This is a genomic window from Bradyrhizobium sp. 191 (assembly GCF_023100985.1).
Lineage (GTDB): Bacteria > Pseudomonadota > Alphaproteobacteria > Rhizobiales > Xanthobacteraceae > Bradyrhizobium > Bradyrhizobium diversitatis.
The window spans coordinates 4,698,042-4,710,672 of record NZ_CP064692.1 but is presented as its reverse complement, the minus strand read 5'-3'; the positions used below and the strand labels follow the sequence as shown (position 1 = coordinate 4,710,672).

The window sequence follows — 12,631 nt, the reverse complement described above, 5'->3', positions numbered from 1 at the left end:
AATGCTATCCCGGCGCGCAAGGTGGCGAAGTCGAGCGGACGACAAGTACATTGGGCAGGCATCCGCGACAGGAGTACGGCGCGGTTGTCTTCAGGACACGCAGGACCCTGTCGTGAGTGATCACGGCAGGACGGGGAGGTATCATGTCTTACGGACTCAACGCGGTATTGAAGCACGTTTCCTATTCCAACGATGCCGTTCCAGCTCCGTCGGATCTCCCGCCTCCCGCGTGTGACGAAGCGCCGAGTACGCGCTGACCTCGCGACCCCTCCATCCCAGACATCGCTGATCTGACTTGCGGCGTCCGCGCCGAACGGTCGAGCCATGCCTGACGATGGACTCGCTTGAGGTCGCGCCACTTCAGGGACCGTGGCAGCAACCCTGCATGGCGCTCACAACGCAACTATATCTCTCGAGAGAAGTTTTCTGACGATGACAATGGAACAGGATCGCTGGTCACGCGTGAAGGGTCGGCTGCGCTCGAGCGTTGGCGAGGACGTTTACACGAGCTGGTTTGCACGCATGGATCTGGAAGGCGTGCAGGACGAGAGCGTGCGGCTCTCGGTGCCGACGCGTTTCCTGAAGAGCTGGATCCAGGCGCACTACGCCGAGCGCGTGCTGTCGTGCTGGCAGGCCGAGATGCCGGAGGTGCATCGCATCGATCTCACCGTTCGTTCCGCTGTGCGCCCGGTGGTGCAGACGAAAGATGTGCCCGCGCCGGTCGAGGCGCGCCGCGCGCCGACGCCGGAGCTGCGCTCGACCGCGACCGCGCCGGTCTCGGCCAATCACGACGCGCTCGGCGGCTCGCCGCTCGATCCGCGCCTGACCTTCGCGAGCTTCGTCGTCGGCCGCTCCAACACGCTGGCGCATGCGGCCGCGCGCCAGGTCGCCGAGGGTCGCCGCGGCGACCCCGTGATGTTCAACCCGCTCTACATCCATGCCGGCGTCGGCCTCGGCAAGACGCACCTGCTCCAGGCGGTAACCTGGGCCGGCAATTCCGGTAACGAGCGCAAGGTGCTTTATCTTACCGCTGAAAAATTCATGTACGGCTTCGTCGCCGCGCTGAAGACGCAGACGGCGCTGGCCTTCAAGGAAGCGCTGCGCGGCATCGACGTGCTCGTGATCGACGATCTGCAGTTCCTGCAGGGCAAGTCGACGCAGGCCGAATTCTGCCACACGCTGAACGCGCTGATCGACGCCGGCCGCCAGGTCGTGATCGCTGCCGACCGTCCGCCGTCCGACCTCGAAAGCCTCGATGACCGCGTGCGCTCGCGTCTCGCAGGCGGGCTCGTGGTCGAGATGGGCTCGCTCGGCGAGGAGCTGCGCCACGGCATCCTCAAGTCGCGCGTCGCAGCTGCCCGCGCCCATCATGCGACGTTCGAGGTGCCGGAGGAGGTGCTGCACTATCTGGCGCGCACCATCACTCACAACGGCCGCGACCTCGAAGGCGCGATCAACCGCCTGCTTGCGCATTCCAAGCTCAACAACCGGCCGGTGACGCTGGAAATGGCTGAGCACGAGGTGCGCGACCTGGTCCGGCCGCAGGAGCCGAAGCGGATCAAGATCGAGGATATCCAGCGCGTGGTGGCGCGGCAGTACAATGTCAGCCGCTCCGACCTGTTGTCCTCGCGCCGCACCGCCAACGTGGTCCGCCCGCGCCAGGTGGCGATGTATCTCGCCAAGACTCTGACCTTGCGCTCGCTGCCGGAGATCGGCCGCCGCTTCGGCGGACGCGACCACACCACCGTGCTGCACGCGGTGCGCAAGATCGAGGCGCTGGTCTCCAAGGACACCGCGCTGTCGGAAGAGGTCGAGTCGCTGAAGCGCCAGCTTCAGGAGTAAGGGCCTACTTCTTTGGCCTCTCCCCGCCTGCGGCGGGTCGATCGTCGAGGAGGCTCGCGCACACCGGCGGCCCCACAGCGTCATGGCCGGGCCTGTCCCGGCCATCCATGCCCTTCCCTGCGGCACCAAGAACGTGGATGCCCGAGACAAGCCCGGGCATGACGGCTTGAGACAGCCGAAACTGCCTGTAAATCGTGGGGAACTGGCGCCAATCCCTTGAATCCGGGGGCCATCCGGGCCACCTTGCGCGACCCTGACGGCTTTGGTCATATCGGGTGGATGATCCGGCTTCTCGGGGTCTTCGGTGCCGTGGCGTGCGTCCCGCCGCCCGGCCGTCTCAACGCTGTGTTTTCCTTGGGGATCGGGCGAGTAGTGCAATGAAGGTTACGGTCGAACGCGCGCAACTCCTGAAGTCGCTGGGCCATGTCCACCGCGTGGTCGAGCGCCGCAACACGATTCCCATCCTCGGCAATGTGCTGGTGCGCGCCGAGAACGCGAAATTGTCGCTGAAAGCGACTGACCTCGACCTCGAGGTGACGGAGACGCTGCCGGCGGAAACCGCGACCGCCGGCTCCACCACCGTGCCGGCGCACATGTTCTACGACATTGTGCGCAAGCTGCCCGACGGCTCGCAGATCGTGCTGGAAGCCGACGGCGACCGCGCCGTGCTGGCGATCCGCGCCGGCCGCTCGCGCTTCACACTGCAGACCCTGCCGGAAAACGATTTCCCGGATCTGGCCGCAGGCGACATGTCGCACTCGTTCTCGCTCGCCGCCAAGGACGTCAAGCGGCTGATCGACCGCACCCAGTTCGCGATCTCCACCGAGGAGACGCGCTACTACCTCAACGGCATCTATCTGCACGCCGCCGGCACGCCGAAGGCCGCCACCCTGCGCGGCGTCGCCACCGACGGCCACCGCCTCGCCCAGCTCGATCTGGTGCAGCCCAAGGGCGCCGAGGGCATGCCCGGCGTGATCGTGCCGCGCAAGACCGTCGGCGAGGTGCAGCGCCTGATCGAGGACACCGACGCCGAGATGACGATCGAGCTGTCGCAGGCCAAGATCCGCTTCACCATCGGTAACGTCGTGCTGACCTCGAAGCTGATCGACGGCACCTTCCCCGACTACGGCCGCGTCATCCCGCAAGGCAACGACAAGGAGCTCGTCGTCGACAAGAAGGATTTCGAGAACGCGGTCGACCGCGTCTCCACGATCTCCAGCGAGCGGGGACGGGCGGTCAAGCTGTCGCTGTCGGCGGGCAAGCTGGTGCTGTCGGTGACCAACCCGGATTCCGGCAGCGCGACCGAAGAGCTCGAGGTCGAATACGCCTCCGACGCCCTCGATATCGGCTTCAACTCCCGCTACCTCCTCGATATCGCCGCCCAGATCGAAGGCGACGTCGCGACCTTGAGGCTCGCCGACCCCGGCTCGCCGACGCTGGTGCAGGACCGTGACGACAAGAGCGCGCTGTACGTGCTGATGCCGATGCGGGTGTGAGACCTACCAACATCCCGACCTATCAACTACATCCGTCATGGCCGGGCTTGTCCCGGCCATCCACGTCTTCGGAGTCCAAGAACGTGGATGCCCGGCACAAGGCCGGGCATGACGAAAAGCGGATCCCATGACCCCCTCCCGCATTCATCGCCTGACGCTGACGCATTTTCGCAATTATCGGGCGGCGGGGCTCGAGACGGCGGCTGACATGGTGGCGCTGGTCGGGCCGAACGGGGCGGGCAAGACCAATTGCATCGAGGCGATCTCGTTCCTGTCGCCGGGGCGCGGCCTGCGGCGGGCGACGCTGGAGGACGTTGCCGACAACCAGGGCGACGGCTCCTGGGCGGTGTCGGCGCAGGTCGAGGGCGCGCTGGGGCTCGCGACGCTCGGCACCGGCATCGACGCGCCGCGCGCCGACAGCGCCGTGAGCCGACGCTGCCGCATCGACCGCGAGCCGGTGGGTTCGGCCAGCGCCTTCGGCGATCACATCCGCATGGTGTGGCTGACGCCGGCGATGGACGGGCTGTTCATGGGCGCAGCCTCCGAGCGGCGGCGCTTCTTCGACCGCCTGGTGCTCGCCATCGACAGCGAGCATTCCAGCCGGATCAACGCACTCGAACGTTCGCTGCGCTCGCGCAACCGCCTGCTGGAGACGCGCAACTACGACGACCATTGGTGTGACGCGATCGAGCGCGAGACGGCGGAGCTTGCGGTCGCGGTCGCGGCAACCCGCGGCCAGACCGCGGCAAGGCTCACCGGCATGCTCAACGCGCGCGCGCAGGAATCCGCCTTCCCCTCGGCGCAGATCGCGCTCGACGGCTGGATGGAGAACGCGCTGCTGACGGAGACCGCGACCTCGGTCGAGGATCGCTACCGCCAGATCCTGCGCGACAACCGCCCGCGCGATGCGATTGCCGGCCGCACCACCGACGGCCCCCATCTCACCGACCTCCAGGTCGTCTATGCGCCCAAGAGCATGCCGGCGCGCGATGCCTCCACCGGCGAGCAGAAGGCGCTGCTGATCGGGCTCGTGCTGGCGCATGCGACGCTGGTCGCCGAGATGACCGGCATCGTGCCGCTGCTGCTGCTCGACGAGGTGGTCGCGCATCTCGATCCGAACCGCCGTGCGGCGCTGTTCGAGGAGCTGAAGAAGCTTGGTGCGCAGGTGTGGCTGACCGGCGCCGATCCTGCCGCCTTCGCCGAGATCGGCGCGGGCGGCGAAGTCTTTGACGTCGAGAGCGGACGAGTCTCGGCCCGAAGGTAGGCCGCCATATTGAACCCGCTTGTTTGCGGCCACGACTAGCTGCTTGTGGCTGCAAGCAGCGGCCATCGCGCAGGATTTCAGACTGGCGCGATATCCTTCGCGATATCCTTGGAGCATGAGCATGGCGACGGTGGGGCGTGGGGCGCAAGCTCCGGCACGATGGCAGCTTGTTGCGTGCGGTCTCGCTCTCTTCGCGAGCTGCCTGCTCGCGGCCAGCGCCGGCGCCTTCGTGTCTACCCTGCCGCCGCTGTTCTCGGCCGCGCTCACGCTCGATCCCGCCGCCAGGTTGCCTGCGCCGACCCGCTACAGCTATCGTGGGATCCACACCACCGTGATGCCCGGCCTCGAAGAGCCGCTCCGGACCCGGCTCGAAGCCCGCGTGCCCGCGGCGCTCGGCGACGTCCTCGCCTTCTATCGAACCGAGCTTCGAAAGCTCGGTTGGCAGGAACGGCAGGACAACGCGACGGTCACCGCCGATCGCGCGCGCCTCGCCTTCGTCTCCCCGATCGGGCCGGCAACGCTGGAGCTCGAGCGCAAGGACGGCAGCACCGCGGTGCATCTCGTGCAGAAGAATTCCGATGTCGCGACCCGGACGAACGTCCTGCCCGAACCCGGCCAGGCCAAGCTGGTGTTCAGCAATATCGGCGAGACCGACGCCGTGCTCGAGATCAACGAGCGCACCATCCCGCGCCCCGCCGGCGCCAATGCCGTCGCGCTGGACCTGCCGCCCGGCAAGTATCCCTACGCACTGAGCGTGCCGAGCCGTCCGGCCACCACGAACATGCTGACCGTCGCAGCCGGCGATAGCTGGGAGCTCACGGTCGGACGCGACGGAGTGGCGTGGCCACCGCTCCAACTGTATTGAGCTCTGCCTGCGCGCACCGCGCAGCTCCTGCGCCGCCTATTGAACCTGGCCGGTTCCTGCAGCGACTTCTCGTCTGAGGCCGCGCCGATGATGTCGCAGCCTGCAATTGCGCGGACATGAAGCCGCGCCCAAATCCGGAGCTTTGACGATGCCGATGATCCGGCGCGGGGCGCAAGCCCCGGCAAGATGGCTGCTGCTTGCCTGCATTCTCGCGATGGCGAGCGCCCCACATCCCGCGGGCGCGGCCGACGAAGGCATCGTCGACGTCCATACCCTGCCGCGGCTGGACGGCGCGGTGGAGGATACCTCGCACCCGGACACCTACCGTGTGACGTACACCGTGCCGAGCGGGGTTGCCGCCGCGTCGGACGCGACGAAGAAGCTGCTGAGCGCGGACGGCTGGGTGCCCTATGTGTATCCGCTGGACGAGAAGAGCTCCACGCTGACCTTCAAGAAGGGACGGCAGGGGCTCCGTGCCTCCTTCACGCAGGCCCGCGGCCAGTCCGCGGTGTCCTACACGCCGAACCGAATCTATTCCAACGTGCCGTTTCCGGACGGCGCGACCGAACTCGTGTTCGACGAGACACGGCCCTATCTCGGCTGCATCGCGCCCGGCGCGCTCGATGCGACCTCGGCCTTCTTCGCCAAGGAGATGGCAACGATGGGCTGGCGCAAGCTCACGCCCGAGACTGCGGCACGCTGGCCGAACGCCGATCTCGCCGAGACCGTCCCGAACGGCATGCGCGTCTTCTACGACCATCCCGATGGCGACACGACGCAGTTTTACAAGCAGAAGCCGGTCATGCTGACCCTGACGCGCCGCGACGACGGAAGGACCAATGCCGAAATCCGGGTGGCGCCGTTCGCCCTGCCGGAGGCGCTTCAGGCCGACGACGACATGGCCGGCCTGCCGCGCCCCAAGCCGACCAAATCTGCGCGGAGCCTCGGCGGCGCGAGCTCCAACAAGCGCGAGATCTCGGCGGCCGCGATAGCCGAGCTGCCCGCCGTGCTCGCCTTCTATCGTCGCGAGCTCGCCGCACGTGGCTGGCAGGAGGATGGCGGTGCGCCCCTCGCACCCGGCGACGAGGTCGCGATCAGGATTTCCTCGGCAGAGGAAACCGCCGTGCTGCGGCTCGGCCACAAATACGATTTCACCATGATCAGCCTGACCGCACAGGTAAAGGACTCCGCGCTTGCCGCCCGCGCCAAGGCGAAGAAGGAGGCCGATGAAAAATTCCTTGGCGACGCGTTGAGCGCGGCCCAGCAGCTCATTGCCGCTGATGAGGCCAGGCGCAAGGTGCAGGCGGCTTCTCTGTCCGATGCGCCGCTCAATGCGCGCGCCGACAGCAACACGCCGGTGCCGCTGCCCGAGACCGCCGAGGGCGTGACGTTCGAGGGCGGCGACGGCCGGCTCGAATTCTCGTCCACGTCGACCGTGAAGGCACTCGGCATGTTCTATCGCACGACGCTGAAGAGCTCGGGCTGGAAGGAGCAGCCCTCCGTCATCAACCAGCCCAACATGGCGGTGATGACGTTCTCCAGGGGCGGCAAGTCGATCTCGATGACCGTGATGCAGATGGGCCCGAAGGTGAATGTCCGCGCCAATGGATCGGGTCTGGTGACGGAAGCGGCCAAGCCTGCGCCCGGCGCGGAGGTGGAGGTGCAGGCCAAATCGTCCGAGCCGCTCAAGCCCGATCCCGAGTCCCAACTGCCCGTGCCGACACAGCGTTCGCTAAAATCGTTCGCCACCACAAAGATGCCGGGCAGCGAGGCGCCGTTCCGCCGCGAACTGACGGCCAGCATCCCGGCACCGCTCGGCGACGTCCTCGCCTTCTACCGTGCCGAGCTGTCCAGGCTCGGCTGGCAGGAGAAGACCGACGGCGCGACTGTGTCCGCAGAACGCGCGCAGATCGACTTCACCTCGCCACAAGGCCCGGCCGTGCTCAAGCTCGGCCGCGCCAAGGGCGAGACCACGGTCGATCTGGCGCAGAAGAATTCGGATGCCGCGGCCAAGGCCGACATCATGCCGAAGGCAGGCCAGGCGCGGCTTATGCTCGGAAACATGGGACCGAACGAGGCTTCGCTGACGATCAACAAGCAGACGGTGAAGATCGCGGCCGGCGCCGGCGGCCCGCAATCGCCGAAAGGCCCGATGCTCGACCTGCCGCCCGGCAAGTACCAGTACGCGCTGCGGCTGCCCGGACGCCCGGCCCGCACCGAAGCGCTGACCGTTGCTGCCGGCGAGGCCTGGGGCCTCCTGGTGGGGCCAGGCGGGGACGTGCTGCCGCTTCAGATGTACTGAGGCGACACCAAGCCGGTGCGCCTCTTTCCCGCTGGTAGGCTTGCGGGAGAGGTGCCCCGAGCCGGTGGCCCGACCGACGTCACCAGGAACCCGGAACCACCGTTCCCGACCCGCAAAATCCACATCTCGCAGAACCCAGAACGAGCCCGCGAATCGGGCTTTTTGCAGTGCCGGAAATCGCCCTCCAAGAGCCTTGAAAATCGGCCTAAAAACCCCATCTGTTCAAAGGGTTGCCGGGAGATACTTTGCGCTAGGCGCAAGCGGTCTTTCGTGGCACAAATAGCCCCGCAAATCAGCGCCTTTTGCGCCGCTGATTCGGGCGACATCTCGAAGGCCTCTCATGACAGAACCTGCTCGGCAGCCTGCTGCCGAAAACGAGCCCTCCAATCCGAGTGAATACGGTGCGGAATCGATCCGCGTGCTCAAGGGTCTGGACGCCGTCCGCAAGCGCCCTGGCATGTATATCGGCGACACCGATGACGGCTCGGGCCTGCACCACATGGTCTACGAGGTCGTCGACAACGCCATCGACGAAGCGCTCGCGGGCCATGCCACGCGGGTCGAAGTGATCCTCAATTCCGACAATTCCGTCACCGTGCGCGACGACGGCCGCGGCATTCCCGTCGACATCCACAAGGGCGAAGGCATCTCGGCGGCCGAGGTCATCATGACCCAGCTGCACGCCGGCGGTAAGTTCGACCAGAACTCCTACAAGGTCTCCGGCGGCCTGCACGGCGTCGGCGTCTCCGTCGTCAACGCGCTGTCGAGCAAGCTCGGCCTGCGCATCTGGCGCGACAACAAGGAGCACTATATCGAGTTCGCCCACGGCGATGCCGTCGCACCGCTGAAGGTGGTCGGCGACGCGCCGGGCAGGCGCGGCACCGAGGTGACGTTCCTGGCCTCGACCGAGACGTTCAAGAACATCGAATATGACTTCGCCACGCTCGAGCACCGCCTGCGCGAGCTCGCCTTCCTCAATTCCGGCGTCAACATCGTCCTCTCCGACATGCGTCATGCGGTCGAGAAGCGCGAGGAGATGCACTATTCCGGCGGCGTCGAGGAATTCGTCAAATATCTCGACCGCAACAAGAAGGCGATCGTGCCGGCGCCGATCATGGTGCGCGCGGAAGCCAACGGCATCGGCGTCGAGGCCGCGCTGTGGTGGAACGACAGCTACCACGAGAACGTGCTGTGCTTCACCAACAACATCCCGCAGCGGGACGGCGGTACTCATCTGGCCGGCTTCCGCGGCGCGCTGACGCGCCAGGTCAACGGCTATGCCGAAGCCAACGCCAAGAAGGAAAAGATCGCGCTGACCGGCGATGACTGCCGCGAAGGCCTCACCGCCGTGCTGTCGGTGAAGGTGCCCGATCCGAAATTCTCGTCGCAGACCAAGGACAAGCTGGTGTCCTCGGAAGTGCGCCCCGTGGTCGAGAACGTCCTCAACGAGGCGCTCCAGGCCTGGTTCGAGGAGCACCCGGGCGAAGCCAAGATGATCGTCGGCAAGGTGATTCAGGCGGCGGCGGCCCGTGAAGCTGCGCGTAAAGCGCGCGAACTGACCCGCAAGAGCCCGCTGTCCGTCTCCTCGCTGCCCGGCAAGCTCGCCGACTGCCAGGAAAAGGATCCGGCCAAGTCCGAACTCTTCATCGTCGAGGGCGACTCGGCAGGCGGTAGCGCCAAGCAGGGCCGCAACCGCGAATTCCAGGCGGTGCTGCCGCTGCGCGGCAAGATCCTCAACGTTGAACGCGTCCGTCCCGACAAGATGCTCTCGTCGGAGCAGATCGGCACGTTGATCACCGCGCTCGGCACCGGCATCAGCGACGAATTCTCGATCGAGAAGCTGCGCTATCACAAGATCATCGTGATGACGGACGCCGACGTCGACGGCGCTCACATCCGCACGCTGCTGCTCACCTTCTTCTATCGCCAGATGCGCGACATCATCGACGGCGGCTATCTCTATATCGCCCAGCCGCCGCTCTACAAGGTCAGCAGAGGCAAGTCCGAGCAGTACCTGAAGGACGAGCGGGCACTGGAAGACTATCTGATCGACACCGGCCTCGACGACTGCGTGTTCCTTCCCGGCGCCGGCGGCGATCGCACCGGCCGCGACCTGCGTTCGCTGGTCGACGATGCCCGCGTCGTCCGCAGCGTCTTGCGCAATTTGCACAGCCGTTACAATCGCAAGGTGATCGAGCAGGCCGCCATCACCGGTGTGCTGAACAAGGCGATCTACGGCGATCCGGAGAAGGCTGCGGCGGCGGCGCAATACATCGCGAGCCGGCTGGACAACCAGGCGGAGGAGGTCGAGCGCGGCTGGATCGGGCAGTATGTGGAAGGGCAGGGCTTCCAGTTCGAGCGCACCGTGCGCGGCGTCAAGGAAGCCGCCGTCATCGACGCAGCCTTCCTGGGGTCCGCGGAGGCGCGCAAGCTCGACGAGTACACCGTGAAGCTTCAGGACGTCTATGCCCGCCCCGGCAAGCTCAGGCGGAAGGACGTCGAGCACATGGTCTACGGTCCGGTCGATCTGTTCGAGGCCGTCACCGACGCCGGCCGCAAGGGCGTCACGCTGCAGCGCTATAAAGGCCTCGGCGAGATGAACCCGGAGCAGCTCTGGGAGACCACGCTCGACACCGACGCGCGTTCGCTGCTCCAGGTGAAGGTCAAGGAGGTCGACGAGGCCGACGACATCTTCACCAAGCTGATGGGCGACGTGGTCGAGCCGCGCCGCGACTTCATCCAGGAACATTCGCTCAGCGCGACGATCGATATCTAGGGCTCGCTGCTTCCGCGGCGTCATGGCCGGGCTTGTCCCGGCCATCCACGTCTTGCTCCGCGGAACAAAGAACGTGGATGCCCGGGACAAGCCCGGCATGACGGCAGCACCAATCCGCCCTGAACCTCACCACCCGCCGTCGCGACGAAGTGGCATGAACCCCGTCGGCCATTCCGGCCGGGAAGCCTCGCGCCATGATCGCCTCTGCAACGCCCATCCCCGCTGCGCCGTCACGCCGCCTTGGCATCATCGGCAGCATTGTCGGTTTGCTGGCGCTGATTGCGGCGGTGCTGCCGCATTGGGTGGTGCCGATCGTTTTTCCGCCGCCACCGGCGGACAAGGTGATCGTCGACACCGGCCATCGCGTCAAGGACCGCATCGCCGCGAAGGTGAAGGGCGTGGAGTATCAGGCTCCCAAGGTCGAGAAATCGATTGGACGAAGCTGGAGTGAAACCACATCGGTCGCCGCAATCTCGCTCGGCCTGCTCGCCATCCTGTTCTCGGTTCTCTCGCTGATCTTCCGGGAGGAACGGCTCCTCGCCGCCGTCGCCGCCACATTCGGCACCGGCGCCATCGCGATCGAGATTTCCTTCTTCATGATGGGGGCGCTGATCCTGATCGCAATCCTCTATGTAATCGGCAATATCATCGGGCTGTTCTAAGGGCGGCTTGCTGCCACAAGCTCGGACCTGCGAGTCCCGGCCAGCACAATTGCTCCCGCCATGAATTCTCTGTAGTTTCCGCCTCCGAAACAGCCCCACCCACCAACAGGACAGCGAGAGACCAAGTGGCGCCCATCCAATACATCGTCGAGGGCGGTCACCGGCTCTCGGGCTCGATCGAGCCGTCCGGCAACAAGAACTCGGCGCTGCCCATCATCGCCGCCGCGCTGCTCACCGAGCATCCGGTGACGCTCCACAACGTGCCGCGGATCCGCGACACCGAGACGCTGGTCGAGCTGATCCGCTCGGTCGGCGCGTCGGCGGAATGGAGCTCCCGCAATACGCTGGTGATTCACGCCAAGAGCATCCGCGCCGCCGATCTCGACCCCGAGCTCTGCGTGCGCATTCGCGCCTCGATCCTGCTCGCGGGACCCCTGCTCGCGCGCTGCGGCGAGGTGATGCTGCCGCCGCCCGGCGGCGACGTCATCGGCCGGCGCCGGCTCGACACCCATGTGCTGGCGCTGGAGCAGCTGGGGGCAAAGGTCACCGCGACCGACCGGCTGGAATTCCGCGCGCCAAAGCTCGCCGGCGCGGACGTGTTCCTGGACGAGCCCAGCGTCACCGCGACCGAGAATGCGCTGGTCGCGGCGGTCGCCGCCGACGGCGTCACCTATTTGCGCAACGCGGCCTCCGAGCCGCATGTGCAGGACCTCGCCAATTTCCTGGTCGCACTCGGCGCCAGGATCGAAGGCATCGGCACCAACACCATGATCGTACACGGGCCGGCGACGCTGGGGGAAACGACCTACCGGATCCAGCCCGACCACATCGAGGTCGGCTCGCTGATCGGGCTTGCCGCCGTGACGCGCTCGCCGCTGCGCATCACGCGCGCCGGCGTCGAGCATCTGCGCTCGATCCGCATGGGTTTCGAGCGGCTCGGCATCGTCTGCCGCGTCGAGGGCGACGATCTCATCGTACCCTCGAACCAGACGCTGAAGATCCAGGACGATTTCGGCGGCCATGTGCCCAAGCTGGAGGACCAGCCTTGGCCCGCGTTCCCGGCCGACCTGATGTCGATCGCGATCGTCACCGCCACGCAATGCGAGGGCGTGATCCTGATGTTCGAGAAGATGTTCGAATCCAGGATGTTCTTCGTCGACAAGCTGATCGCGATGGGCGCGCGCATCGTGCTGTGTGATCCGCACCGCGCCATCATCGCAGGTCCCAGCCGCCTGCACGGCGCGACGATGACCTCGCCCGACATCCGCGCCGGCATGGCGATGCTGCTCGCGGCGGTCTGCGCCGAGGGCACCTCGACCATCAACAACGCCGACCAGATCGAGCGCGGCTATGAGCGCATCGACGAGCGGCTGAATGCGCTTGGGGCGAAGATCAAGCGCGTGCCGGCGCGGAGCTGAAGCGCG

At 66.5% G+C, this 12,631-nt stretch carries 8 protein-coding genes; all 8 read left to right on the top strand.

The window, feature by feature from the left end:
• Positions 1 to 432: 432 nt before the first annotated feature.
• Entirely contained in the window at positions 433 to 1,842 is a 1,410-nt protein-coding gene (dnaA, locus tag IVB23_RS21895) for a chromosomal replication initiator protein DnaA (RefSeq protein WP_131870365.1), read from the top strand.
• A gap of 377 nt (positions 1,843 to 2,219) precedes the next feature.
• Complete coding sequence (gene dnaN / locus IVB23_RS21890) at positions 2,220 to 3,338, top strand: DNA polymerase III subunit beta (protein ID WP_131870366.1); 1,119 nt, start codon at positions 2,220 to 2,222, stop codon at positions 3,336 to 3,338.
• Positions 3,339 to 3,465: 127 nt separating this feature from the next.
• Entirely contained in the window at positions 3,466 to 4,602 is a 1,137-nt protein-coding gene (recF, locus tag IVB23_RS21885; protein ID WP_247799972.1) for a DNA replication/repair protein RecF, read from the top strand.
• A 121-nt stretch (positions 4,603 to 4,723) separates the two neighbouring features.
• A complete protein-coding gene (locus IVB23_RS21880; protein ID WP_197965364.1) occupies positions 4,724 to 5,467 on the top strand; it encodes a hypothetical protein in 744 nt (247 codons plus the stop codon).
• 148 nt (positions 5,468 to 5,615) lie between these two features.
• A complete protein-coding gene (locus tag IVB23_RS21875; protein ID WP_247799971.1) occupies positions 5,616 to 7,769 on the top strand; it encodes a hypothetical protein in 2,154 nt (717 codons plus the stop codon).
• Positions 7,770 to 8,109: 340 nt separating this feature from the next.
• Complete coding sequence (gyrB, locus tag IVB23_RS21870; protein WP_061879884.1) at positions 8,110 to 10,545, top strand: DNA topoisomerase (ATP-hydrolyzing) subunit B; 2,436 nt, start codon at positions 8,110 to 8,112, stop codon at positions 10,543 to 10,545.
• A 194-nt stretch (positions 10,546 to 10,739) separates the two neighbouring features.
• Positions 10,740 to 11,207: a hypothetical protein gene (locus IVB23_RS21865; RefSeq protein ID WP_247799966.1), complete on the top strand. Its 468-nt coding sequence runs from the start codon at positions 10,740 to 10,742 to the stop codon at positions 11,205 to 11,207.
• Between the two features lie 125 nt (positions 11,208 to 11,332).
• Entirely contained in the window at positions 11,333 to 12,625 is a 1,293-nt protein-coding gene (gene murA / locus IVB23_RS21860; protein ID WP_247799964.1) for a UDP-N-acetylglucosamine 1-carboxyvinyltransferase, read from the top strand.
• Positions 12,626 to 12,631 lie beyond the last annotated feature (6 nt).

Bases quoted from the DNA above. Each gene is read 5' to 3' on its own strand.
- dnaA (WP_131870365.1), top strand. From the start codon at position 433: ATGACAATGGAACAGGATCGCTGGTCACGCGTGAAGGGTCGGCTGCGC.
- dnaN (WP_131870366.1), top strand. From the start codon at position 2,220: ATGAAGGTTACGGTCGAACGCGCGCAACTCCTGAAGTCGCTGGGCCAT.
- recF (WP_247799972.1), top strand. From the start codon at position 3,466: ATGACCCCCTCCCGCATTCATCGCCTGACGCTGACGCATTTTCGCAAT.
- IVB23_RS21880 (WP_197965364.1), top strand. From the start codon at position 4,724: ATGGCGACGGTGGGGCGTGGGGCGCAAGCTCCGGCACGATGGCAGCTT.
- IVB23_RS21875 (WP_247799971.1), top strand. From the start codon at position 5,616: ATGCCGATGATCCGGCGCGGGGCGCAAGCCCCGGCAAGATGGCTGCTG.
- gyrB (WP_061879884.1), top strand. From the start codon at position 8,110: ATGACAGAACCTGCTCGGCAGCCTGCTGCCGAAAACGAGCCCTCCAAT.
- IVB23_RS21865 (WP_247799966.1), top strand. From the start codon at position 10,740: ATGATCGCCTCTGCAACGCCCATCCCCGCTGCGCCGTCACGCCGCCTT.